At 71.7% G+C, this 22,199-nt stretch carries 21 protein-coding genes; 8 read left to right on the top strand and 13 right to left on the bottom strand.

Features of this window, described 5'->3' with window-relative positions:
* Positions 1 to 13: 13 nt before the first annotated feature.
* Positions 14 to 1,063, bottom strand: coding sequence for an NAD-dependent epimerase/dehydratase family protein (locus tag AB0I66_RS10820; protein ID WP_363207422.1), 1,050 nt, complete (start codon positions 1,061 to 1,063; stop codon positions 14 to 16).
* A 207-nt stretch (positions 1,064 to 1,270) separates the two neighbouring features.
* Here AB0I66_RS10820 and AB0I66_RS10815 point away from each other — a divergent pair, with 207 nt between their 5' ends.
* Positions 1,271 to 1,675 (top strand): STAS domain-containing protein, encoded by a 405-nt coding sequence (locus tag AB0I66_RS10815; RefSeq protein WP_363207421.1) that lies wholly within the window; start codon positions 1,271 to 1,273, stop codon positions 1,673 to 1,675.
* Positions 1,676 to 1,701: 26 nt separating this feature from the next.
* Positions 1,702 to 2,124 carry a hypothetical protein gene (locus AB0I66_RS10810; RefSeq protein ID WP_363207420.1) on the top strand — a complete coding sequence of 141 codons (423 nt, stop codon included), beginning with the start codon at positions 1,702 to 1,704 and terminating at the stop codon, positions 2,122 to 2,124.
* 39 nt (positions 2,125 to 2,163) lie between these two features.
* Here AB0I66_RS10810 and AB0I66_RS10805 read toward each other — a convergent pair whose 3' ends face one another.
* The 3 genes from AB0I66_RS10805 to AB0I66_RS10795 form a co-directional block, all read right to left on the bottom strand.
* Positions 2,164 to 3,597 carry a carboxyl transferase domain-containing protein gene (locus AB0I66_RS10805; RefSeq protein WP_363207419.1) on the bottom strand — a complete coding sequence of 478 codons (1,434 nt, stop codon included), beginning with the start codon at positions 3,595 to 3,597 and terminating at the stop codon, positions 2,164 to 2,166.
* Positions 3,590 to 5,041 carry an acyl-CoA synthetase gene (locus tag AB0I66_RS10800; RefSeq protein WP_363207418.1) on the bottom strand — a complete coding sequence of 484 codons (1,452 nt, stop codon included), beginning with the start codon at positions 5,039 to 5,041 and terminating at the stop codon, positions 3,590 to 3,592. The genes AB0I66_RS10805 and AB0I66_RS10800 overlap by 8 nt, the downstream gene beginning before the upstream one ends.
* A gap of 70 nt (positions 5,042 to 5,111) precedes the next feature.
* Positions 5,112 to 6,356: an SLC13 family permease gene (locus AB0I66_RS10795; protein WP_363207417.1), complete on the bottom strand. Its 1,245-nt coding sequence runs from the start codon at positions 6,354 to 6,356 to the stop codon at positions 5,112 to 5,114.
* Between the two features lie 224 nt (positions 6,357 to 6,580).
* Here AB0I66_RS10795 and AB0I66_RS10790 point away from each other — a divergent pair, with 224 nt between their 5' ends.
* Positions 6,581 to 7,336, top strand: a complete 756-nt coding sequence (locus AB0I66_RS10790; protein WP_363207416.1) for an FCD domain-containing protein — start codon at positions 6,581 to 6,583, stop codon at positions 7,334 to 7,336.
* A 104-nt stretch (positions 7,337 to 7,440) separates the two neighbouring features.
* Positions 7,441 to 8,130: a triacylglycerol lipase gene (locus tag AB0I66_RS10785; protein ID WP_363207415.1), complete on the top strand. Its 690-nt coding sequence runs from the start codon at positions 7,441 to 7,443 to the stop codon at positions 8,128 to 8,130.
* 16 nt (positions 8,131 to 8,146) lie between these two features.
* Here AB0I66_RS10785 and AB0I66_RS10780 read toward each other — a convergent pair whose 3' ends face one another.
* From AB0I66_RS10780 to AB0I66_RS10745, 8 genes are all read right to left on the bottom strand, one after another.
* A complete protein-coding gene (locus AB0I66_RS10780; RefSeq protein WP_363207414.1) occupies positions 8,147 to 9,202 on the bottom strand; it encodes a YncE family protein in 1,056 nt (351 codons plus the stop codon).
* Between the two features lie 126 nt (positions 9,203 to 9,328).
* A complete protein-coding gene (locus AB0I66_RS10775; protein WP_363207413.1) occupies positions 9,329 to 9,865 on the bottom strand; it encodes an NUDIX hydrolase family protein in 537 nt (178 codons plus the stop codon).
* A 15-nt stretch (positions 9,866 to 9,880) separates the two neighbouring features.
* Positions 9,881 to 10,948: an iron-siderophore ABC transporter substrate-binding protein gene (locus AB0I66_RS10770; RefSeq protein ID WP_363207412.1), complete on the bottom strand. Its 1,068-nt coding sequence runs from the start codon at positions 10,946 to 10,948 to the stop codon at positions 9,881 to 9,883.
* The gene (locus AB0I66_RS10765; protein ID WP_363207411.1) at positions 10,948 to 12,789 is read right to left on the bottom strand and encodes an ABC transporter ATP-binding protein; all 1,842 of its coding nucleotides are present in this window, start codon (positions 12,787 to 12,789) and stop codon (positions 10,948 to 10,950) included. Before AB0I66_RS10765 ends, AB0I66_RS10770 begins: the two co-directional genes overlap by 1 nt.
* Positions 12,786 to 14,480, bottom strand: coding sequence for an ABC transporter ATP-binding protein (locus AB0I66_RS10760; protein ID WP_363207410.1), 1,695 nt, complete (start codon positions 14,478 to 14,480; stop codon positions 12,786 to 12,788). Before AB0I66_RS10760 ends, AB0I66_RS10765 begins: the two co-directional genes overlap by 4 nt.
* A 47-nt stretch (positions 14,481 to 14,527) precedes the next feature.
* Positions 14,528 to 15,379: an ABC transporter ATP-binding protein gene (locus AB0I66_RS10755; RefSeq protein WP_363207409.1), complete on the bottom strand. Its 852-nt coding sequence runs from the start codon at positions 15,377 to 15,379 to the stop codon at positions 14,528 to 14,530.
* A 4-nt stretch (positions 15,380 to 15,383) separates the two neighbouring features.
* A complete protein-coding gene (locus AB0I66_RS10750; protein WP_363207408.1) occupies positions 15,384 to 16,424 on the bottom strand; it encodes an iron chelate uptake ABC transporter family permease subunit in 1,041 nt (346 codons plus the stop codon).
* A complete protein-coding gene (locus AB0I66_RS10745) occupies positions 16,421 to 17,446 on the bottom strand; it encodes an iron chelate uptake ABC transporter family permease subunit (protein ID WP_363207407.1) in 1,026 nt (341 codons plus the stop codon). Before AB0I66_RS10745 ends, AB0I66_RS10750 begins: the two co-directional genes overlap by 4 nt.
* Positions 17,447 to 17,660: 214 nt before the next feature.
* Here AB0I66_RS10745 and AB0I66_RS10740 point away from each other — a divergent pair, with 214 nt between their 5' ends.
* The 4 genes from AB0I66_RS10740 to AB0I66_RS10725 all read left to right on the top strand — a co-directional run bounded on the left by AB0I66_RS10740 (position 17,661) and on the right by AB0I66_RS10725 (position 20,528).
* Positions 17,661 to 18,203 carry an FABP family protein gene (locus AB0I66_RS10740; RefSeq protein WP_363207406.1) on the top strand — a complete coding sequence of 181 codons (543 nt, stop codon included), beginning with the start codon at positions 17,661 to 17,663 and terminating at the stop codon, positions 18,201 to 18,203.
* Positions 18,204 to 18,352: 149 nt separating this feature from the next.
* The gene (locus tag AB0I66_RS10735) at positions 18,353 to 18,868 is read left to right on the top strand and encodes a lytic polysaccharide monooxygenase auxiliary activity family 9 protein (protein ID WP_363207405.1); all 516 of its coding nucleotides are present in this window, start codon (positions 18,353 to 18,355) and stop codon (positions 18,866 to 18,868) included.
* 95 nt (positions 18,869 to 18,963) lie between these two features.
* On the top strand, positions 18,964 to 20,043 hold the full coding sequence (locus AB0I66_RS10730) for a dihydrodipicolinate reductase (protein ID WP_363207404.1): 1,080 nt from the start codon (positions 18,964 to 18,966) through the stop codon (positions 20,041 to 20,043).
* A 5-nt stretch (positions 20,044 to 20,048) separates the two neighbouring features.
* On the top strand, positions 20,049 to 20,528 hold the full coding sequence (locus tag AB0I66_RS10725; RefSeq protein ID WP_363207873.1) for a carboxymuconolactone decarboxylase family protein: 480 nt from the start codon (positions 20,049 to 20,051) through the stop codon (positions 20,526 to 20,528).
* 9 nt (positions 20,529 to 20,537) lie between these two features.
* Here AB0I66_RS10725 and AB0I66_RS10720 read toward each other — a convergent pair whose 3' ends face one another.
* The gene (locus AB0I66_RS10720) at positions 20,538 to 22,181 is read right to left on the bottom strand and encodes a GMC oxidoreductase (RefSeq protein ID WP_363207403.1); all 1,644 of its coding nucleotides are present in this window, start codon (positions 22,179 to 22,181) and stop codon (positions 20,538 to 20,540) included.
* Positions 22,182 to 22,199 lie beyond the last annotated feature (18 nt).

The following is a 22,199-nucleotide window of genomic DNA, read 5'->3' as shown; positions in this document are numbered from 1 at the left end:
GTGGAGAACCGCGCTACCCCCGCAGCGGCGCCTTGGCGAAAGACGTCATTCCCTCGGTGAAGCCGACCTCGGGCCGCCAGCCGAGCTCCGCCCGCAGCCGCCCCGAGTCCGCCGTGATGTGGCGGACGTCCCCGAGCCGGTACTCGCCCGTCACCGCCGGGGCCGGGCCGCCGAAGGCTCGCGCCAGTTCGTGGGCCATCTCCCCGACCGTGTGCGGCTCCCCGCTGCCGGTGTTGTACGCCGTGAACGCCTGCGCCTCCCGCTCGCGCACCGCCTCCAGTGCCAGCGCGTTGGCCGCCGCCACATCCCGTACGTGCACGAAGTCCCGCCGCTGGCGGCCGTCCTCGAAGACCTGGGGCGCCTCGCCCCGCTCCAGCGAGGAGCGGAAGAACGCGGCCACACCGGCGTACGGGGTGTCGCGGGGCATGCCGGGGCCGTACACGTTGTGGTAGCGCAAGGACACCGCGCGGCCACCGCTCGCCCGCGCCCACGCGGCGGCCAGATGTTCCTGCGCCAGCTTGGTGGAGGCGTACACATTGCGTGGATCGGCGGGCGCGTCCTCACCCACCAGGCCGGGGCTCAACTCGGCCCCGCAGTCCGGGCAGAGGGGCTCGAAGCGCCCGGCGTCCAGATCCGCCGCCGCGCGCGGACCCGGCCGCACCACCCCGTGCCGTGCGCACGCGTAGCGCCCCTCCCCGTAGACCACCATCGACCCGGCGAGCACCAGGTCACGTACCCCTGCCTCGGCCATCGCGGCGAGCAGCACGGCCGTACCCAGGTCGTTGCAGCCGACGTACGCGGGCGCGTCCGCGAAGTCCTTGCCGAGGCCCACCATCGCCGCCTGATGGCACACCGCGTCCACCCCGCGCAACGCCTCCCGCACCGCCTCCCGGTCCCGGACGTCGGCCACGGTCCAGCGCTGCCCGTCGGGCGCCCGCGGCGGATCGGCGTGCGCGGAAGGCAGCAGGGCGTCGTACACCTCCACTTCGTGCCCGCGTTCGGTGAGGGCTTCGACCACGTGCGATCCGATGAACCCGGCGCCGCCGGTGACAAGTACGCGCATGCGGCCCACGCTAGGCGCGCCGAGCAGGGACGACGGCCGACGACTGGCCCACGTCACGGGTCCGTAAGAATCCCGCGGCGACGGATCCGGTCGCAACCGCTGAAGTCCGCAAGGCGGGTGGGCATACTGGCGCCATGCCTTGAAGCCGTGTCCCGTGTCACGTGGCCCGTGTCACGTGGTCGGGGCGGCCGTAGGGAGGTGGTCTGGATGAAATTCCAGACATCCGTCAGGCAGGGCTGTCTGGTGGTGAAGTTGCCCCCGGAAGTGCGCGTCGGCAACGCCGAGCCGCTGCGGTCGGAACTGCGCGAGATGTGCCGGACCCGCCTCGACCGCGCTGCGCGGGGCGGGGTGTCGGCGGTGGTCGTGGACTGGGCGGCGGCGCCCTTCCTGACCTTGGCCGGGGTGGCCGTCCTGGAGGACTTCCGGCGGACGGCGGCCGAACGCGGGGTCCCGATGCGGCTGGTGGCTCCGCACAGAGCGCCGCGCGCGGTACTGCGCATCGTGGGCCTGAACGGCGTGCTGGCGATCCACGACACCGTGGATCAGGCGCTGGCCGCCGGTGAAGCCTCTGGTGAGGGCCGGGGTCGCCCTGAGATCGGGAAGACCTCCTGACCGGAGAGCGGACGGATGGTGCGGACATGACCAATGGCGAACGCCGGCGCAGCCGCGGGACCCCGGCCAGCCACCTGGGCGACCACCTGGGTCTGATATCCCAGTTCACCGAGCAGGCGAGGGTCGGCCTCGAGGAGGAGGACGACACGGCGCGGATCTTCATGGCGATCTACTCCGGCTTCCTCGTGGAGGCCGGGGCGGGCATCCGCTGGCTGCTGGAACCGTCTCTGATCGAGCGGGCGACCGTCGCCGTCCGCCGCGTGGCTCCCGAGGCCAGGGGAGCGGAGCGTGACCTGGCCACCCGTCTGCTGGCCACCTTGTGGACGGCGGGCGTCGTCGCCGGTGTCGACACCGACGACTGGATCCGGGCCGCCCCCGAACTCCCCGGGATCTGTCTGCGCATGGCCGCTGAGGTCGTCGAAGGGAGCGACGCCGGGCCCTCGCGGTGACGAGGGGAGACGCGGCCAAGAGAAGAAAGGCGGCAGCTTTCAGTCTTGACGTGTCGTCACAATGCCCTGCGCCAAACCTAGTTCGACCAGATCCTGCGGTCGCAGACGCAACTGCTCCGCCGTCGACCGGACCTCGTCGTGGCCCCGTTTGAGGATCGCGGCGGCCTGCTCGGGTGCGATCACCGAGAAGTAGCTGTCCGGTGTCGCCCAGAGGTTGTCCGGTGCCGCGAGCGCGAGCGCCCCGCCCGAGCCGCCCTCGCCGATGACCAGTGACGTGACCGGCACCGGTGAGGCGGCTACGGCGGCGAACAGATCGGCGATCGCCGCGCCCGCACCCGCCCGTTCCGCCTCCGCCCCGTTGGCGGCTCCCGGGGTGTCGACGAGGGTCAGGACGGGAATCCCGAGCCGCCCCGCGAGCCGCACGAGACGTGCCGCGGTGCGGTACCCGGCGGGTGTCGTCGCCGTCCCGCACTGCGCCGCGAAGGCGACGGTCCGCCCTTCGTGCCGCCCGAACCCGCAGAGCATCCCCGGGTCCGTGCCCCCGCACCGGTCGCCGCGCAACGGCGCCCGCTCCGTGAAGTAGGCGTCCAAATAGGCCGCCGCGCGCGGGCGTTCGGCGGCGCGGGCACGGCTGACGGCCTCCCATCCGGTCGCCGGCAGGTCGCGGCGGCCAAGCGCTCCGGGGGGTGCGGGGGGTGAGGGGGAGTCGAGCACGTTGGCCCCAGCGCGGGCACCGCCGGGAGCGGACAGCAGCGCGAGGCGCAGCGCCAGCGCCTCGCGCAGCTCCTCGGGGCGTACGACGTCGTCGATCGACCCGGCCGCGAGCTGGGCCTCGGCGGTGTAGGCGGTCGGATCCGCGTCCGCCGGGCGCACCCGGGACCCGGCGAAGCCGACCTGGCTGCCGGGCAGGGCGAGGATCAGGTCGGCGCCTGCCCCCAGGGTGGCCCAGCCGCCGCCCGTGGTCGGGTCGCGCAGCACGGCGATCCGGGCCAGGCCCGCCGCGCCGGTGAGCTCGGACTGCCGTGCCACGCGCTGTAGTTGGACCAGGGCGCGCATGCCCTCCTGCATGCGGCTGCCTCCCGTCGCGATCAGCGAGACGACGGGCAGCCGGTGCTCCCGGGCATGGTGGTGCGCGGCTTCCAGGCGGTCACCCGTGCGCTCGCCGAGGGAGCCGCCCAGGAAACCGAACTCGAAGGAGACGATCACCGTGGGGGTGCCGCCGACGGTGGCGGTGCCGCAGACCACGGACTCCCGCTCGCCGGTACGTTGCCCGGCGCGGGCGAGGGACTCGGCGTACCCCTGCCAGCCGAGGGGGCCATCCGGGCTGGATGCCTCGAAGTCGCCGACCCCCGTGCGGAGTTCGCAGAAACTGTCCTCATCCGCCACTGCGGTGATGGCCGCGCGGGCGGTCCAGTGGGGAGTCGTCCGGAGAGTCGAGCGCAGAGCCGGGCCGTCAGGCGTCGGCTCAGGCATGGAGGGACCGCTTCATGATCTTGCCCATGTCGTTGCGGGGGAGCTCCGACAGATAGCGCACCGTGCGGGGGCGCTTGTGCGGAGCGAGCTGGGCGGCCACGTGATCCGCCAGGTCCGCTGCTGTCGGCGGCTGTTCGGGGTCGGCCGGGACGATCCAGGCGACGATGCGCTCGCCCAGGTCGTCGTCGGGTTCCCCGGTCACGGCGGCCTCCCGTACGCCCGCGTGCTCAAGGAGGGCGTTCTCGATCTCGCCCGCGCCGATCTTGTAGCCGCCGCTCTTGATGAGGTCGGTGGCCTTGCGGCCGACGATGCGCACATAGCCGTCGTCGTCACGCACCGCCATGTCGCCGGTCCGGAACCAGCCGTCGGCGGTGAAGGCGGCTGCGGTGGCGTCCGGCCGGTTCAGGTACTCGGTGAACAGGTTCGGGCCGCGCACCTCGATCTCGCCGACCTCGCGCGGGTCGGCGGTCTCGGCGCCCGTCTCGTCCACGAGGCGCAGCTCCACTCCGCCCAACGGCACCCCGACGGTTCCGGCGCGCGGTTCGCCGTCGGCCCGCACGCTCGTGTTCATCAGGGTCTCCGTCATGCCGTACCGCTCGATCACCCGGCGCCCGGTGGCCGCCGCGATCCGCTCGTGGTCGTGGACGGGCAGCGCGGCGGAACCGGAGACCAGGAGCCGCGCGCCGGACAGGGCCTTGGCGAGACCCGGGTCGGTGGGCAGCGTCTCCGCGATGCGGTGGTACATGGTCGGTACGCCGAACAACATCGTGGCCCCGTCGGTCAGTTCGCGCTGCACCCCCTCGACGGAGAACCGGCCCAGGTGCCGCACCGAACCGCCCCGGCGCAGCGGCCCGAGGATGCCGAGGATCAGTCCGTGCACGTGGAACAGCGGAAGCCCGTGCACCAGCACGTCGTCGGACGTCCACTGCCAGGCGTCCTCCAGGGCGTCCAAGGTGGTGGAGAGCGCCCGGCGGGGAAGCACCGCGCCCTTGGGCGGTCCCGTGGTGCCCGAGGTGTAGACGATCAGGGCGGGGGACTCGGGGTCGGGCTCGGCGGGCGGAGCCGCGGCCGTCGTGGAGGGGGTGAGGGTCACGTCCACGCGCTGCAACGCCCGCAGGGGCGAAGGGAGTTCGTCACCGGGCGCTGCGAGCACCACCGTCGGGGCGCTGTCCGCCACGATGTGCCCCAGCTCGCGCTCGCCGATCTTCGGGTTCAGCGGCACCACCGGCACCCCGGCGAGCAGCGCGGCCACCACGCCGACGGCGGTCTCCAGGGTCGGCGTGGCCCACAGTGCCGCCCGGCGCGCCGAGCCGATCGAGGCGGCCAGGGAACCTGCCGCGGCGGCGAGCTCGGCGTACGTCAACGAGCGTTCGCCGAAGCGCAGGGCGGGGAGGTCGGGGCCCGCGACGAGGGCCGGGAAGAGGGGCGGATGGGGGGAGCTCACGCTGCGTATCTCCTTGGTTGTCGTCACGGACCGGTCGTCGTCGTTGACCGCTGGCTTGTGCTGGTTCGTCCTACCCGAATCCTGGCACCACGAAGACGAGCCACACCGCGGCGGGCACCACGGCCACGATGATCCCGCCGTACACCATCAGCTGCCGGAAGAAGCGCTCCCGGTCGACGTCCGGGGCGGCGGCGAGCACCAGCGCGCCGTTGGTCGAGAAGGGGCTGACGTCCACGACGGTGGCGGACACGGCGAGCGCCGCGATCATGCCGACCGCCCCGATCTCGCCCTGGGCCAGGAACGGTACGGCGAGCGGGATGAGCGCGCCCATGATCCCGACGGAGGAGGCGAACGCGGAGACGAGCGCGCCGATGTAGCAGAGGAGCAGGGCGGCGAGGAGCGGGACGCCGATGTCGGAGACGCCCTCACCGGCCCACTTGATGGTGCCCATCTCCTCCAGCACGCCCACGTAGGTCAGCACGCCGCAGATCAGCAGTACGGTCGCCCAGGCGATCTCGCCGACGGCCTTGCGGCTGGCGTCGGGCCAGAACGCGCTCAGGAGCACGGCGAGGGTGATGGCGCTCAGACCGGCGTCGAGATCGAAGGCCAGAACGGCGACGACGAGGGCGACCAGGGCGGCGAGCGTGGCGATCTTGGCCGGATCGAGTCGCGCGTCGGCCTCGTTCTCGGCCGACTCGCCGGTGTCGCGGCCGCCCAGCTTCAGCCCGCCGAAGAGGACGAAGACGATCCCGGCGATGATGAGGTTGACGCCGAGCGAGGCGAGGAAGAGCACGACCTCGTTCCCCGGCAGGTTCTCGCGCTCCATGATGCCGTTGACGATCGACCCGTAGATGCTGATGGGCGAGAAGCCGCCGCCCTGCGCCCCGTGCACGACCATGGCGCCCATCAGGAGCGGGCTGATCCCGTAGCGGGCGGCGAAGCTCAGGGCGATCGGGGCGACGATCGCCACGGCGGCCGGGCTGACCGCGCCGATCGCGGTGAGCGCCCCGGTGATCACGAACATCACCCAGGGGATCAGGGCTATCCGCCCGCGCACCAGGCGGATCGACGCGTGCACGAGCCAGTCGGTGGTGCCGTTGGCGCGGGCGATCGCGAACAGATAGGTGACGCCGACCAGGACGACGAAGAGGTCGCCGGGGAAGCCGGCGAAGATGCCGTCCGCGTCGAGGTCGGCGACCAGCTCGCCGACCACGAAGGCGGCGGCGAAGGCGAGCGCGCCCATGTTGATGGAGCGGGTGGTGGCGATCACGAAGACCACCACGAGTACGAGGATGGAGATGAGTTCGGCGGACATCGTGGGCTCCCGTCCCTGGGGCCGTCCCTCAGTGGCCAAGTGGCTGAGCCAATGTGGCCGTTGGCGGAACTCAGCGTCGGGGTATCGGTTTCGGCCGTCAAGAGATCGGACGCAAATTGGCTCAGCCACTTGCCCACTCGTCCACTGGATCGGCCGCTGTTAGGCTGCTAGGCCATCGGCACGGGGACCGAAATCCGGCACTGAGGCCGATATGGGGGGTTGGGATGTCGGACGCGCTGCGCCCCATGGGCAGGACGCGGCTGTACGAGCAGGTGCTCGACCGGCTGCGCGCCTACGTCGGCGAGGGTGGCCTGCGCTCCGGCGACCGGTTGCCGCCCGAGCGTGAACTGGCCCAGCGCCTCGGCGTGTCCCGCGCCTCCGTCAAGCAGGCCATCGTCGTACTGGAAGTGCAGGGCCTGGTCGAGGTGCGGCACGGCGGCGGCACGTACCTGGTCAAGGACAGCCTGGACGCCGAGCCCGTGGAGCGGCTCGTGGAGCGCAAGCGCAGGCTGCCCGACGTCCTGGAGGCGCGCGAGGCCCTTGAGACCAAGCTCGCCGAACTGGCCGCCGAGCGCCGCACGGACGAGGACGTACGGGCGATGCGGGCGGCGCTCGACACGATGGCGCGGGAGATCGAGGCGGGCGAGCGCGGGGTCGAGGGCGACCGGCTCTTCCACGCCGCCGTGACCGCGGCCGCCCATAGCGCGCTGCTCGCCGAGTTCATGCGCTCCATCGCCGAGCAGATCACCGAGAGCCGCAACGAGTCGCTGCGCCAGGTGCGGCGTCCCGCCCGGTCCCTCGCCCAGCATCACGCGATCCTCGACGCGATCGAGGCCGGCCGGGGACGGGCGGCGGCGGCCGCGATGCGCCGTCACGTGCAGACGGTGGCGAAGGTCCGGCTCCTCGACTGGAACCCGGACGAAGAGGCGAGCGCTACGGATCAGCCCGAGTCGAGCGCACCGGACCGGTCCGAGGCCTGATACCCGCGGTAACTTCCTTGCTGCACGGCTCTGTTCATTCGTCGCCCCAGACCTCACCATTCTCGGCTGAACGTGGTGAAGTCCGCCGGACCGAGAGGGAGCCCGTGCTGCGCCGTATCTCATTCCCGCTGACCGTCGCGGCCGTCGCCGCCCTTCTGCTGCCGCTGACCCCGGCCCAGGCGGACGCGACCCCGAAGGCCGCCCGCACTCCGGTCATCTTCGTCCATGGCTACAACGCCGATCCCGGGGTGTGGGGCTCCCTGCGGGAGGACTTCAAGGCGTCCGGCTACACGGACGGGGAGCTCTACTCCTGGGGGTACGACACCAGCCGGTCGGTGAACGAGGTGCTCTCCGGCCGGTTCGCCGCGTACGTCGAGGAAGTGCGCGCGCGGACGGGCGCCGCCAAGGTGGACGTCGTCGCCCACTCCTTCGGGAGCCTCGTCACCCGCTGGTACGTCAAGCACGGCGGCGGCACCGCGACGGTCGCCCACTGGGCCTCCCTCGCGGGCCCCAACCACGGCACCGCCACGGCCTGGGCCTGCGCCGCCTGGTCGCAGGCCTGCCGTGACATGACCCCGGGCTCGTACGTCCAGGACGGGCTCGCGGAGGGCGACGAGACACCGGGAGGCGTCGCCTACGCGACCTGGTGGTCCCACTGCGACGAGGTCATCAACCCCGACAGCAGCGTGCGCCTCGACGGCGCCACGAACAACGCGGCGGGCTGCCTGAAGCACAACGACCTGCTGGGAGATGACGGGGTGTCACAAGGCGTGCGCGACTTCGTCGGCCGCTAGCGGCAGTCGGCGACAACTAGCGGCGGACGCGGAAGCGGGACATCAGGTCCTCGCCCGCCGGGCCCGACGCCGACTTGTCGAGCACATAGGCGGTGCCCTTGTTCACGTGGACGTGGTTGGGCAGGGCGGCGGTGGTCACCGTCTTCACGACGGCGCCCTTGTGCGGGTCGACGATCGTGACGGTCGCGGAGAGGCGGTTGACGGCCAGGACGTGACCCGAGCGGTGGTCGACGGCAACGGACTTGGTGCCGAGGCCAGAGGCCACGGAGCGGGTGACGGCGCCCTTGCGGAGGTCGACGACGGAGACGGTGCCCGCGGTCTGGTCACCGGTGTAGGCGGTGCGGCCGTTCTTGGAGAGCGCCACCGAGAGCGGGCCGTCGCCGGTCGGGATGAGCCGCGGCCTTTCGGTGCCGGGGGAGACCTCGATGATCCGGTCGCCGGTGTGGTCGGCCGCGTACACCGAGCCGGTCCGCTCGTTCACGGCCAGGCCCGTCGGCCCCGCGCCCGGGACGGTGACGCGCCGCTTCTCCTTGAAGGTGCCGGAGTCGAAGGCGACGAGGGTGCCGTCGGCGAAGGCGCTCGCCCACACCAGGTCGCGCCGCTCGTCGACGACGATCTCCCGCGAGTGGTTCACGCCGGGCAGGGTGGCGAGGTGCTTGCCGGTGCGCTGGCTGTAGACGGAGACGGAGTTGTCGCGGGTGTTCGTCGTCCAGACGGTGTTGTGCTCGTCGTCGACGGCGACGCCGTAGACGGACTGGACGGCGCCCGTGGCCGCGTTGGTCGCCGGCGCGTATCTCTTCTCCACCCGCAGCGAGTCCGGGTCGACCTTCAGGAGGCTGGACCCGGTGACGGGCGCGGGCGGCTGGCCCACAGAAGACGCGACCCAGAGCGCGTCGTTCCGCTCCGAGTACGCGGACTGGTACAGACCCGGCGCGATCGGCGCGGAGGTGGCAGGCGTGCCGGTGCCGGCCGTGACGGCGCCCGCGCTCCCGGTCGAGGCCAGGGCGCCGCCCGCGGCGAGGGACACGGCTATCGCGGTGGTACGGCGGGCCCGGCGGATGGTTGAGCTCATGCTGCGTCGATCTCCTTGGCAGAGGTGCCTCCGGAGGGAGGCACTCGCCGATCAACTTAGCCGAGCCTTACCTAATCCGTCACCGGGGGTTTCGCCGGGCGATGGGCAGGGCCACGCCGACTCCGCTCAGGACAGGCAACCCGCGTGCGCGAGGGCCTGCTTGAGGAGGAGGCCGTGACCGCCCGGCATCTCGCTCTGGACCACCTCGGAAGAGGCTTCCTGCGGACTGAACCAGGCCAGGTCCAGAGCGTCCTGCCGCGGACGGCAGTCACCGGCCACCGGGACGATGTAGGCGAGGGACACGGCATGCTGGCGGGGGTCGTGGAACGGCGTCACGCCCTGCGTCGGGAAGTACTCGGCGACGGTGAAGGGCTGCAGCGAGGCCGGGACACGGGGGAGCGCCGCCGGGCCGAGATCCTTCTCCAGGTGGCGCAGCAGGGCGTCGCGCACCCGCTCGTGGTGCAGGACCCGGCCGGAGACGAGGGAGCGGCTGACCGCCCCGTCCCGCCCCATGCCCAACAGCAGTCCGATGCTGGTGACTTCGCCGTTGTCGTCGACGCGCACCGGCACGGCCTCGACGTACAGGATCGGCATGCGTGAACGGGCCTGCTCGAGCTCGTCGGAGGTCAGCCAGCCGGGTGTGGTTTCGGTCGTGTCAGACATCGGCTGATCATACGTTCACTGGCTCCCGGCGTGCTGCTTCACCTTGGTCGCGGTGTCGCCGTCGACGGCCGAGGCCAGCTGCGGCACCAGGCGTTCCAGCATGTACGGCAGGCTCAGGACCGACACGAAGGAGACGGAATTGCCGTAGTCGCTCGCCTCCGCCACATAGACCTCACGGTCCTCCTTGGCCACGTCCAGGTCGGCGTAGAGGGCGTTCTTGTCGAGCTTGGCCTCGTCCTTCGCGGGGTCCGTGGCGATCCACACGATCGCGTCGGTGTCCAGCAGGTCGGTGCGTTCCTTGCTGATGTTCGCGCCGAACTCGTCGCCGATGACCTTGTCCAGGTCGCCCGGCAGGGTGAAGCCGAGGCCGGTGAGCACGCGGGAGCGGGGGTCCTGACTGCCGAAGGCGAAGATCCCCTCGTACGGAGTGGCCATCACGGCACTGGACTTCGCGAACTCCGGGTTCTCCTTGGCCGCGGTCCTGAACTCGGCCTCGACGCCCGTCACCAGCTTCTTCGCCGCGGTCTCCTGGCCGAGCGCCTTGCCGATGGTCGTGGTCTGCTGCTGCCACGGGACCCCGAAGTCGTTGTACTCCTTCGGCTGGGCGACCACCGGGGCGAACTTCGACAGGGTCGTGTACTGCTCCTTGGTGAGGCCTCCGTACACCGCGAGGATCAGGTCGGGGCGCAGCGCCGCGATCTTCTCGGTCTGCGGTCCCGTGCCGGTGTCCTTCAGGACGGTCGGTGCCTCGGCGCCGTCGAGCTTGTCGGCGGCCCAGGGGCCGATGGCGCCCTTGTAGCCGCCGAGCCACTCGGTGGTGCCGACCGGCACCTTGCCCAGGGCGAGCACGGCGTCCTGGTCGGTGAGGCCGACCGTGACGATGCGCTTGGGCTCGGCCTTGACGGTGGTGCTGCCGTACTTGTGCGCGATGGACACCGGGAAGGCGCCGTTCGCGGACCCGGCGTCGTCCGATCCCGCGTCGGAGTCGCCCCCCGAGCCGCAGGCGGTGGCGGTGCCGATGAGGAGGAGTGCGGAGGCGAGCGCGGTCGCGAGGCGGCCTGCGCGTCTGGGAGAGCCGAGCATCAGTCGTCGTCCTTCACGGTGGTGGTGTCGGTGCCGGCATGCTGCGTGGGGGTCTGGTCGCTCGCGGTACGGGTGCCCGACCACGCCTGCCACAGGGAGGCGTAGGGGCCGGAGCCCGCGCGCAGTTCGTCATGGGAGCCGCTCTCCACGATCCGGCCGTCCTCCATGACGACGATCCGGTCCGCGGTCGCGGCCTGGGTGAGGCGGTGCGCGACGACCAGCGCGGTGCGTCCCTCGACCGCCCGGCCCGCGGCCTTCTCCAGGAGCCGCGCGCCGGTGCTGCCCGCCTCGGCGGTCGCCTCGTCGAGCACGGCCACCGGCGGATCGGCCAGCATCAGCCGGGCCAGGGCGAGTTGCTGGACCTGGGCCGAGGTGAGGCGGTGGCCTCCGTCGCCCACGACGGTGTCCAGGCCGTCGGGCAGGGCCTCGACCCAGTCGACGGCCTCGACGTCGGTCAGTGCCGTGCGCAGTTCGTCGTCGGTGGCGTCGGCACGGGCGAGGCGCAGGTCGTCCGCGAGCGGCCCGGCGAAGACGTGCGTCTCCTGGGTGACCAGGGCGACCGGAAGGCCGTTGCCCCGGCCCCGGGCGCCGGTCAGGTGCACCGATCCGGAGGTCGGCCGGTGCACCCCCGCGATGAGCTTGGCCAGGGTCGTCTTGCCCGCGCCGCTCGGGCCGACCAGCGCCACGCGCTCCCCGGCCCGCAGCTTCAGGTCCACCGCTTGCAGGACGGGCTGTCCGGGCACGTACTCGTGGTCGATGCCGATCACGGTGACGGTGCCGTCCGGTTCCGTGCCGGGCTGCGCCGGCGGTGTGGCCGCGGGCTCGGGGGTCGTCTCGTCGGCGACCCCGACCAGGCGGGCTAGCGAGGCCGTCGCCGACTGCGCGTCGTCCAGGAGGACGAGCGCGGAGTTGACCGGCGTGAAGAGGCTGTGGAAGTAGAGCGCGGCGGCGGTCGCCGTGCCGATGGACACGGAGTCCGCGCGGACCAGGTAGAAGCCGGTGACGAGAACCGCGGTGAGCCCGAGGTACTCGGCGACGTGCAGCCGGTTGTAGAAGTCCAGGACGAGCCGGATGCCGCGCATCTTCAGCTCGACCGCCTTCGAGCTGCGCCGGGTCACCCGCGCGGTGTGCTCCTCCTCGATGCGGAAGGCCCGCACCGTGCCCGCGCCGGCGATGGTGTCCAGCAGCTGCTGCTGCTGGGCCCCGGTGGCGATGCGCTGCTGGGCGTAGAGCGGAACGGCGTGGCGGACGTACCAGCGGGCGGTGGACGCCTGGATGGGCACCGCGAGCAGGGTCGCGACCAGGAAACGCCAGTCGAGGGCCGCCATCGCCACCAGCGTCAGCAGGATGGCGAGCAGGGAGCGGGCCAGTTCGGGCAGGGCGCTGCGCACCGCCTCGCCCACCACCGACACATCCCGGGTCACTCGCGCGGTGAGGTCTCCGGCCCCGGCCTTCTCCACCTGTTCCAGCGGCAGCCGCAGGGCCTTCTCCACGAACCGCTCGCGCAGGTGCGCGAGCACGGTCTCGCCGAGCCGGGAGACGAGCGTCAGGCCGAGCGAGGTGGTCCCGCCGTGCACGAGGGCGACCAGGACGAGCAGGACGACCGGCAGGGTGAGGTCGCCCGCCGGGCGCTGCTCGGCCACCAGGTCGACGATGCGGCCGAGCAGCGGCTGGACCAGGAGGCCCACGGCGGTCGCCGCGATCATCACTCCGAAGCCGCAGGCCGCCAGGCCGCGGTAGGGGCGCACCAGTTCACGGACCGCGGCGCGGGTGCGTGGTGCGGTGGCGGTGGGGAGCAGCTCGCGGGTGTCCGTGTGCCGCTCTGCCGAGGAATCGTTCATGCCAACACCGCCGTGCGATAGGCCTCATGCCGCTGGATCAGGTCTGCGTGCGGGGCCGTGTCGATGACCCGGCCCTCGTCCAGGAGGACCACCCGGTCGGTGACCGAGAGGAGCGCGGGACTCGTGGTGACCAGGACCGTGGTGCGGCCCTTGCGGATCTCGCGGACACCGGCCGCGATTGCGGCCTCGGTCACGGCGTCGACCGCGGTGGTCGGATCGTGGACCACCAGGACGGGGGGCTCGGCGGCCAGTGCGCGCGCGAGGGCGACGCGTTGGCGCTGCCCGCCCGAGAGCGAGCGGCCGCGCTCGCCGACCGGCGTGTGCTCGCCGTCCGGCAGGGTCCGGGCGACCTGGGCTACGCCGGCCGCCGCCATGGCCTGCTCCGGGTCGGTGGCGTCGGAGGCGGCGGCCGTGACGTTGTCGCGGACGGTGCCCTCGAAGAGGTCCGCGTCGTGTTCGGCGACCAGCATCGCCGTGCGCAGTTCGGCGGGGTCGAGGTCCCGCAGGGGGATGCCGTCCAGCTCCACGGTCCCGGTCTCCGGGTCGGTCCGCCGGGCCAGACAGCGCAGCAGGTCATTGGCGTGGGCGGGGTCCGTCGCGACGACGCCGAGCAGTTCGCCGGGCGCGACGTCCAGATCCACTCCGCGCAGCCCGCCGTGCCGTACGCCGTCGAGGCGTACCGCTCCGCGCACCGGGAAGGGCAGGCTCCGGTCGCCGCCGGTGACGACGGGCGCGGTGCCGACTACCTCCGCGATCCGTCCTGCCGACGCACGGCCCTGCGCGAACTCGGCGTTGACCCAGGAGAGCGTCTCCAGCGGGCCGAGGAGGAAGAGCGCGAGGCCCACCGCGGAGACCAGCTCGCCCAGGCTGATGCTGCCCTGGGCGGCGAGCCTGCCGCCGACCAGCGCCACGGCGGCGATCAGGCACCCGGTCAGCGCGAGGACCATTCCGCTCTGGAAGGCCTGCGCGCGTGCCGCCTTCAGGGTGGCGCCCAGGGAGTCGCGGCTGGTGGTGCGGTAACGGGCGATGGCGGCCGACTCGCCGCCGATGCCCTTGAGGATCCGCAGGCCCGTCACCAGGTCGGCGGCGACGGCGGAGGCGTGTGCCGCCCGCTCCTGCTCGGCCTCGCTGCGGCTTTCGAGGGGCTTGCTCAGGAGATGGCCGAGCCAGAGCAGCACCGGCGTGCCGAGCAGCACGACGAGGCCGAGCGTCAGCGACATGCGCAGCAGGACGACAGCACAGGTGAGGATGCCGGTCAGCGCCGAGATCCCGGTCATCAGGGCCATGTTGACGGAGCCGACCCGCTTGGCGTCCTCGGTCGCGATGTTGGCGAGGGCGCCGGGCAGCCGCCCGTCCTCGGCCCCGCCGCCGGGGTCCAGGATGCGGCGTACGAGAGAGACGCGCAGGGTGTGCTCGGCGAGGGCGGCGGAACGTTCACCGGCCATGGCGCCGAAGCGGAAGCTCAGTGCGAGCGCGACATAGCCGACGGCGAGGACGCCGAGACATATCAGCAGGGCGCCGGTGTCGGAGTCGGTGACGGCCTGGTCGATCGCGACACCGATCAGGACGGGGACCAGCGCCTCGCCTATCTGGTGCCCGGAACCCAGCACCGCGCCGACGGCGACATCGCGCCGTTGGCCTCGTATCGACTCTCTCAGGACGTCCCGCCCCGACGGACTTGAAGAACTCACCCGCCACCTCTCCAGGGCCGGACAGTAAAAATCTAGGTGAGGCTACCCTAAGTCGATTCACCGTGGTGACGGCCCATGGGAATGACCAGCGGGGTTCCGCTGACCGGGTCCGGCGTGATGCGGCACCGCAGGGAGAAGACGTCCCGCACGAGGTCGGCGGTGATCACCTCGGCCGGAGGGCCCTCGGCCGCGATCCGCCCCGCCTTCATGGCGACGACATGGTCGGCGTAGCGGCAGGCCTGATTCAGGTCGTGCAGGACCATCACGACGGTGCGGCTCTCGCGGCGGTTGAGATCGGTGATCAGGTCGAGCACGTCGATCTGGTGCGCCAGGTCGAGATAGGTCGTCGGCTCGTCGAGGAGCAGTACGGGGGTGCCCTGGGCGACCGCCATGGCGATCCAGGCGCGTTGGCGCTGCCCGCCGGAGAGCTCGTCGACGGGACGGTCCGCGAGCTCGGTCATGCCGGTCGCGGCCAGCGCCTCGTGCACGGCACGCTCGTCGGACTTCGACCACTGCCGCCACCAGGTCTGGTGCGGGGAGCGCCCGCGGTTGACCAGGTCGACGACGGTCAGGCCCTCCGGGGCGACCGGGCTCTGGGGCAGGATGCCCAGGCGCTGGGCGAGCTCACGGCTGGGTATGGAGTGCAGCGCGCGGCCGTCCAGGTGGACGCTGCCCTCGCGGGGCGCGAGCAGTCGGGCCAGGGCGCGCAGGAGGGTGGACTTGCCGCAGGCGTTGGCGCCGACGATGGCCGTGACGCGGCCCGGCGGGACCGACAGATCGAGTCCGTCCACGACAAGGCGGTTGCCGTACGACAGGCGCAGGCCGTCGGCCCGCAGGTCCACGTCGGCGGCCTCTGCGGGGCCGGGACCGGGGTCGGTCGACAGGGAGTCAGCCGACATGGGATCAACCTCCAGAACCCGCGCGGTTCGCGCGGACGAGCAGCCAGAGCAGGATCGGCGCGCCCAGCACGCCGGTGACGATTCCGACCGGCAGTTCCGTGCCGGTGACGAGTGTGCGGGCGAGGAGGTCGCTGCCGAGGACGACCACGGCCCCGGTCAGGCCCGAGGCCAGCGTGGGCGGCCACGCGGTGCGGGCGAGGCGTTGGGTGATCTGGGGTGCGGCGAGCGCGACGAAGGCCACGGGCCCGGCGGAGGCGGTGGCGAAGGCGACGAGGCCGACCCCGGTGAGCAGGACGGCCAGGCGCACCGGCTGCACCCGGGTGCCGAGCCCGGTGGCCACGTCGTCGCCGAGCTGCAGGGTGCGAAGGAGCCGTCCCAGGAGCAGCGCCGCCGGCAGCAGCACCGCGAGGGCGATGGCGAGCGGCCCGACCTGGCCCCACGTACGCCCGTTGAGATTGCCGACCAGCCAGCCGAGGGCGGCCTGCGCCTGGAACCGCCCGCCCTTGGCCACGAGATAGTCGGTGGCGCTGGTGCAGATCCAGGCGACCCCGATGCCGACCAGGATGATGCGGTAGCCGGTGGCGCCGCGTCGCCAGGCCAGCGCGTACACGACGAGCGCCGTGATCAGCGCGCCGAGCAGCCCGAGCGCCTGGGTGCCGAGCCCGCCGTCCCAGCCGAGGACGATGCCCGCGACGACGGCGGTGCCCGCACCTTGTGTCAGGTCGATCATGTCGGGGCTGGCCAGCGGATTGCGCGTCATGGTCTGGAACAGCGCGCCGGAGACACCGAAGGCGACCCCGGCGAGCAGTCCCACCAGGGCGCGGGGCAGCCGCAGTTCCTGGACGACGAGTACGGTGCCGGGGTCGCCGGAGCCGACCAGGGCGCGCACGACATCGGCGAACGCGATGGGGTAGTCGCCGATCGACAGGCCCCAGCAGAACAGCAGGAAGGCGGTGGCGGCGAGCACCGCGCCCAGCGCCACGAGCCGGGGGCGGATGATCCAGGAGACCGGCGGCACCGTCAGCCGGAAGGTGCTCACGCTCATACCTCCGCCAGGTGGCGTCGGCGGACCATGGCGATGAAGAACGGGCCGCCGATGAAGGCGACGATGACGCCGGCCTGGATCTCGGTGGGCCGTGCGACGACCCGCCCGACGATGTCCGCGGCGAGCAGCAGGCACGGGGCGAGCACCGCCGACAGCGGCAGCAGCCACCGCTGGTCGGGGCCGATGCCCGCCGACTGGGCCAGTACGCGGGCTATATGAGGCACGATCAGCCCGATGAAGACGACCGGGCCGATCATGGCGACCGCCGCGCCGGTCAGGAGCGTGACCGCGGCGACGCCCTGGAGCCGGACGAGGCCGAGCCGCCGTCCGAGCGAGGCCGCCACGTCGTCGCCGAGCGCCAGGCTGTTGAGCGCGGGCGCGCAGGCCAGGGCGAGGACCGTGCCGACGGCGATGAACGGCAGGATGCGCAGGACCGTCGCACCGTCCTGGTCGGCCATCGAGCCGGCCGAGAAGAAGCGGTAGCGGTCCAGGGCGTCGGGGTCGGTGAGCGCGATCGCGCTGGTGAGGGAGGAGAGCAGCGAGGTCACCGCGACGCCGGAGAGGGCCAGTTTGACCGGCGTCAGGCCGGAGCGGCCCAGCCTGCCGAGGGCGTAGACCAGGACGCTCGCCGCGAGAGCCCCGGCGAAGGCGAACCAGACGTACCCGTGGAGCGAGCCGATCCCGAACACCCCGACGGCGAGCACGAGGGCGAAGGAGGCACCGGCACTGACGCCGAGAATGCCCGGGTCGGCGAGCGGATTGCGGGTCAGGGCCTGCATGAGCGCCCCGGAGATGCCGAGCGCGGCGCCCGCCGCGAGACCGAGCGTGGTGCGGGGCACGCGTGCCGACCAGACGATGTTCTCCACGAGCCGGCTCGGGGCGTGACCGAAGAGGGCCCGCACGACCTGGTCCGGGGCGATGGCGGCCGCGCCGACGGCGAGCGACAGCACACAGAGCACGGCGAGGACGGTGCAGAGCAGGGCCACGAGAAGGGCCGGGCGGACCCTTTTGCTCGCCGTCACCTTACGGTCTCCAACAGCCGACTCCCCTGGAAGCGGCGGGACTTGGGGCGGTGCGGGACGCTTGTCGCGCCGAAGCCGGGCCGGTCGATGAGGTTACCCTAACTTTTTGGCCACCGCCGGTGAGGCCCCCGCCGCTGCCGCCGCCTTCCGCTCCAGGGCCGCGCGGCCCCCTAGGCTTCTCCTGGCATCGGCACCCGACCTTGGAGCGCACACCGTGTTCGACCCCGCACCGGAGCACCCGTACCCCGACGGCCACCGGCCGGACGAGGCGCCGACGCCGCACGCGCTGCTCGCGCCGGTGCTCGGCCTGCTGGGTACCTGGCACGGCCGGGGCCAGGGTGAATACCCGACCCTCGACGCGGACTTCACCTACGCCCAGGAAGTCACCTTCAGCCACGACGGCCGCCCCTTCCTCCGCTACGAGGCACGGGCCTGGCTCCTGGACGCGGACGACGCACCGCTGCGGCCGTCCGCGCGGGAGAGCGGCTGGTGGCGGCTGCAGCCCGACGGCCGGGTGGAGGCGCTGATCACCCAGCCCACCGGCATCGCGGAGATCGCGGTGGGCCGGGCGACCGGCGGCACGATCGACCTCTCCACCGGCGAGGTGGCGCGCACCCCCACCGCCAAGGAGGTCCAGGCGACCCGCCGCCGCTACACGCTCACCGACGACGGTCACCTCACCTTCGTCCACGGCCTCGAAGCGGTCGGCCAACCGCTCCAGCACCACCTCTCGGCACGCCTGCGCCGCACGGCGTAGACCGCGGCTCTCCTGGCGCACGCACCTGGCGCGAAAGGGGCCTTGACCGAGTCCCGCCGAAGTCTATGGTCTGGACTAATCGGCCCTCGCGAACATCTGGCCCCAGCACTTCACGCACACCCCCACCTCAGCGCCGTGAAGGAGTACGCATGCACAGGAAGCGGAAGATCGCCGCCATGATCGGTGCGGGCCTCGCACCGGTCCTCGCCCTCACCCTGCCGACCGGTTCGGCCAGCGCGCACGGATACGTCAACGCACCGGCCAGCCGGCAGGCGCAGTGCGCCGCCGGCACGGTCGCGTGCGGTGAGATCAAGTGGGAACCGCAGAGCGTCGAGGGCCCCAAGGGCCTGCGCAGCTGCAGCGGCGGCAACGCCCGGTTCGCGGAACTCGACAACGACAGCAAGGGGTGGCGGGTCAGCGACGTCAGCCGCACGCAGACCTTCACCTGGACCTTCACCGCACGCCACCGCACCGCGAACTACGAGTACTTCGTCGACGGCAGGAAGGTCGCCACCATCGACGGCGGCAACCAGCAGCCCCCCACCACCGTCTCGCACCAGGTCAACCTCGGCAGCGCCACCGGCAGGCACAAGGTGCTCGCGGTCTGGAACATAGGTGACACGTCGAACGCCTTCTACGCGTGCATCGACGTCAACATCCGTTAGGTCCCTGTCCCTTGTCCTCGGGGTGGGCGCTCTCGCTGGAAATTTCTCCGGTCATGGCCCTATGAAGTGATACGCCCTCTGGCTACCCTCCGCGCATGATTTCCACGGTTGTCTGGGGTACCGGAAATGTCGGCCGAGCGGCCATACGTGCCGTGGAGGCCCACCCGGCGCTGAAGCTCACGGCCGTGCTCGTCCACAGTCCCGACAAGGTCGGCCGCGACGCGGCCGACCTCGCCGGTCTCCAGGGGCAGTTGGGCGTCACGGCGACCGACGACATCGACGCGGTCCTCGCGGCATCGCCCCGGGCCGTGGTCTACGCGGCCTCCGGCGACATCCGCCCCGACGAGGCCCTGGAGGACGTCGGCCGGGCCATCCGGGCGGGCGCCGTCGTCGTCACCCCCGCCCTCTACGCGCTCTACGACCAGCGCAACGCCCCGCCCGAGCTGCGGGATCCGCTCCTGGCCGCCGTCGCGGACGGCGGCGGCTCCCTCTTCGTGTCCGGCGTCGACCCAGGCTGGGGCAACGACATCCTGCCGCTGCTGATCAGCGGCCTCGGCAGCACCATCGACGGAATCCGCTGCCAGGAGATCTTCGACTACTCCACGTACGACCAGGAGGACTCCGTACGCCACCTGATCGGCATGGGGCATCCGATGGACTACCAGCCCCTGATGCTCGCCGAGACCATTCCGACCATGGTGTGGGGCGGGCAGATCCGGCTGATGGCCAGGGCGCTCGGCGTCGAACTCGACGACATCCGCGAGACGTTGGAGCGCCGCGCGCTCGACACCTCGGTGAGCACCAGGACGATGGGCGACTTCGAGGCGGGCACCCAGGGCGCCGTGCGCTTCGAGGTGCAGGGCATCGTCGGGGGCGAGCCCCTCATCGTCATCGAGCACGTCACCCGCATCCACCCGTCCTGCGCACCGGACTGGCCCACGCCGCCCGACGGCGCCGGGGCGCACCGCGTGATCATCGAGGGCCGCCCGCGCATCGAGGTGACGGTCGAGGCCACCGACGAGGGCGAGAACCGGTCGGCCGGCGGCAACGCCACCGCGGTCGGCCGTCTGGTCGGCGCCATCGACTGGCTCGTGGACATGGACCCCGGCCTCTACGACGCGCTCGACGTCCCGCTGCGCCCCGCGACCGGCAAGCTCGGAAGGAGCAAGCAATGAGCTCGATGCACATAGACATCCCCGAGGGGCAGGAGCCGATCGGGTACGTGTGGGGTGAGATGGTCCCCGGGATCGGCATGGCCGCGGCGAACTTCTCGCTGTCGGTGTACGAGCACACGACCCTGGGGCTAAGGGAGTTCGAGGCCGCGCGGCTGCGTGTCGCGCAGATCAACGGGTGCCTGTTCTGCCTCGACTGGCGCACCGAGCGCGAGGGCGAGAAGGTCGAGGAGGAGTTCGCCGATGCGGTCACCCAGTGGCGCACCACCGACGCCTTCGACGACCGGACACGCCTTGCCGCCGAGTACGCCGAGCGGTACGCCCTGGATCACCATGGCCTCGACGAGGAGTTCTGGAAGCGGATGACCGCGCACTACAGCCAGCGCGAGATCGTGGAGCTGAGCATGAGCATCGGTTCCTGGCTGGCCTTCGGCCGGCTCAACCACGTGCTGGGCCTGGACGCGGTCTGCGTACTCCCCGGCCACTGAGGGGAGTTGTTAGACGTCCGTGGCGATGATCTTCTCGATGTTGCGTTCGGCGAGCGCCGTGATGGTGACGAACGGGTTGACGCTCGTGTTGCCGGGGATCAGTGAGCCGTCGATGACGTACAGGCCCGAATAGCCGTGCAAGCGGCCGTAGTTGTCGGTGGCCTTGTTCAGGACGGCGCCGCCGAGCGGGTGGTAGGTGAGATGGTCGCCCCAGATCTTGTACGTGCCGAACAGATCGGTGCGGTAGATCGTCCCCTCCTTTGAGTTGATCTTGTCGAAGATGGTCTTGGCCGCGTCGATGGACGGCTGCTTCCAGGCCGTCTGCCAGTTCAGCTCCACTTTCCCCGCCGAGGCGTTCCAGGAGAAGGCGGCACGGTTCGGGTTCTTGGTGATGGAGAGGTAGAACGAGGCGTAGGTCTCGATGCCGGTCGGCAGCGGCGCGACCTCGGCGAACGCGCCTCCGGCCGCCCAGTTGTCGATGCCGGCCGTGGGGATGGACGACTGCACCTTTCCGGTCGGGTCCCACATGTGGTTGGCGCGGCCGCACATGACGTTGCCGTTGTCGCCCCAGCCCTTGCCGATCTCCCCGTTCAGCCGGGGCAGCGCGCCGGTGGCCTTCAGTTTGACCAGCAGTTTGCTGGTGCCGACACTGCCTGCCGCGAAGAACACCTTCTGCGCGGTGACGGTCTTGGTGGCGGTGGTGGTGCCGCTGGTGTCGAGCTGCTCGATGACGACGGTGTAGCCGCCGCCGGACGCGGGGCTGACCGTGGTGACCTTGTGCAGCGCGGAGATGCTGACCTTTCCGGTCGCGGTGGCCTTGGCGATGTAGGTCTTCTGGAGTGACTTCTTGCCGTAGTTGTTGCCATAGAGGATCTCACCGGCGACCGCCGACTTGGGGACTGTTCCGGCCGCCTCCTGCTTCATGTAGTCCCAGTCATAGACACCGGGCACGAAGACGAACGGGAAGCCGGAACGCTGGGCGTGCTTACGGCCGACCCGGGAGTACTGGTAGCAGTCGACGCTGTCGAACCAGGCGGGGTCGATGGTGCTGACGCCGAGACCGGCGTTGGCGCGCGGGTAGTAGGTGGAGTACATCTCGTCGGCATTGACCGAGGGGAGGACGGCGCCGAAGTTCTCGCGCTTGGGCGTGACCGCCATGCCGCCGTTGACCAGGGAGCCGCCGCCGACTCCGCGGCCCTGGTAGACGAGGATGCCGCCCATGTCCTCGGCGTCGAGAATTCCGGTGTAGCGGGGGATGTTCTTGTCGATGGGGAAGCCGAGGAAGTTGCTCAGGGGCTGTTTGGTCTTGGTGCGCAGCCAGTAGGAGCGGCCGTCGGGTGAGGTCGTGTGGGCGAAGATCTTGCCGTCGGATCCGGGGGTGTCCCAGGCCATGCCCATCTCGACCATGTGCACGTCGACGCCTGCCTGGGCGAGGCGCAGGGCGGCGACGGAGCCGCCGTACCCGGTGCCGATGATCAGCACGGGGACGCGGGCTCCGTCGCCGATGGGTCCGGCCGCTGCCGCGGCATACGTCTGGGTCGCGGGGGCGAGCGTCACGATCGAAGCGACGCCCAGAATAGAACTGGTTCCAGCTATGAATCTTCGGCGCGAAACGCCTCCGGAACCGTCAGAACGCATGGTGGTGCCACTCATGTGACGTTCCTCACTCTC

Source organism: Streptomyces sp. NPDC050439, assembly GCF_040655335.1.
GTDB lineage: Bacteria > Actinomycetota > Actinomycetes > Streptomycetales > Streptomycetaceae > Streptomyces.
The sequence above is the reverse complement of the archived record's forward strand: the minus strand, read 5'-3'. Positions and strand labels throughout refer to the sequence as shown.

Coding starts and splice junctions, on each gene's coding strand:
- AB0I66_RS10820 (WP_363207422.1), bottom strand. CDS start 1,063: ATGCGCGTACTTGTCACCGGCGGCGCCGGGTTCATCGGATCGCACGTG.
- AB0I66_RS10815 (WP_363207421.1), top strand. CDS start 1,271: ATGAAATTCCAGACATCCGTCAGGCAGGGCTGTCTGGTGGTGAAGTTG.
- AB0I66_RS10810 (WP_363207420.1), top strand. CDS start 1,702: ATGACCAATGGCGAACGCCGGCGCAGCCGCGGGACCCCGGCCAGCCAC.
- AB0I66_RS10805 (WP_363207419.1), bottom strand. CDS start 3,597: ATGCCTGAGCCGACGCCTGACGGCCCGGCTCTGCGCTCGACTCTCCGG.
- AB0I66_RS10795 (WP_363207417.1), bottom strand. CDS start 6,356: ATGTCCGCCGAACTCATCTCCATCCTCGTACTCGTGGTGGTCTTCGTG.
- AB0I66_RS10790 (WP_363207416.1), top strand. CDS start 6,581: ATGTCGGACGCGCTGCGCCCCATGGGCAGGACGCGGCTGTACGAGCAG.
- AB0I66_RS10780 (WP_363207414.1), bottom strand. CDS start 9,202: ATGAGCTCAACCATCCGCCGGGCCCGCCGTACCACCGCGATAGCCGTG.
- AB0I66_RS10775 (WP_363207413.1), bottom strand. CDS start 9,865: ATGTCTGACACGACCGAAACCACACCCGGCTGGCTGACCTCCGACGAG.
- AB0I66_RS10770 (WP_363207412.1), bottom strand. CDS start 10,948: ATGCTCGGCTCTCCCAGACGCGCAGGCCGCCTCGCGACCGCGCTCGCC.
- AB0I66_RS10765 (WP_363207411.1), bottom strand. CDS start 12,789: ATGAACGATTCCTCGGCAGAGCGGCACACGGACACCCGCGAGCTGCTC.
- AB0I66_RS10755 (WP_363207409.1), bottom strand. CDS start 15,379: ATGTCGGCTGACTCCCTGTCGACCGACCCCGGTCCCGGCCCCGCAGAG.
- AB0I66_RS10750 (WP_363207408.1), bottom strand. CDS start 16,424: ATGAGCGTGAGCACCTTCCGGCTGACGGTGCCGCCGGTCTCCTGGATC.
- AB0I66_RS10735 (WP_363207405.1), top strand. CDS start 18,353: ATGCACAGGAAGCGGAAGATCGCCGCCATGATCGGTGCGGGCCTCGCA.
- AB0I66_RS10730 (WP_363207404.1), top strand. CDS start 18,964: ATGATTTCCACGGTTGTCTGGGGTACCGGAAATGTCGGCCGAGCGGCC.
- AB0I66_RS10725 (WP_363207873.1), top strand. CDS start 20,049: ATGCACATAGACATCCCCGAGGGGCAGGAGCCGATCGGGTACGTGTGG.
- AB0I66_RS10720 (WP_363207403.1), bottom strand. CDS start 22,181: ATGAGTGGCACCACCATGCGTTCTGACGGTTCCGGAGGCGTTTCGCGC.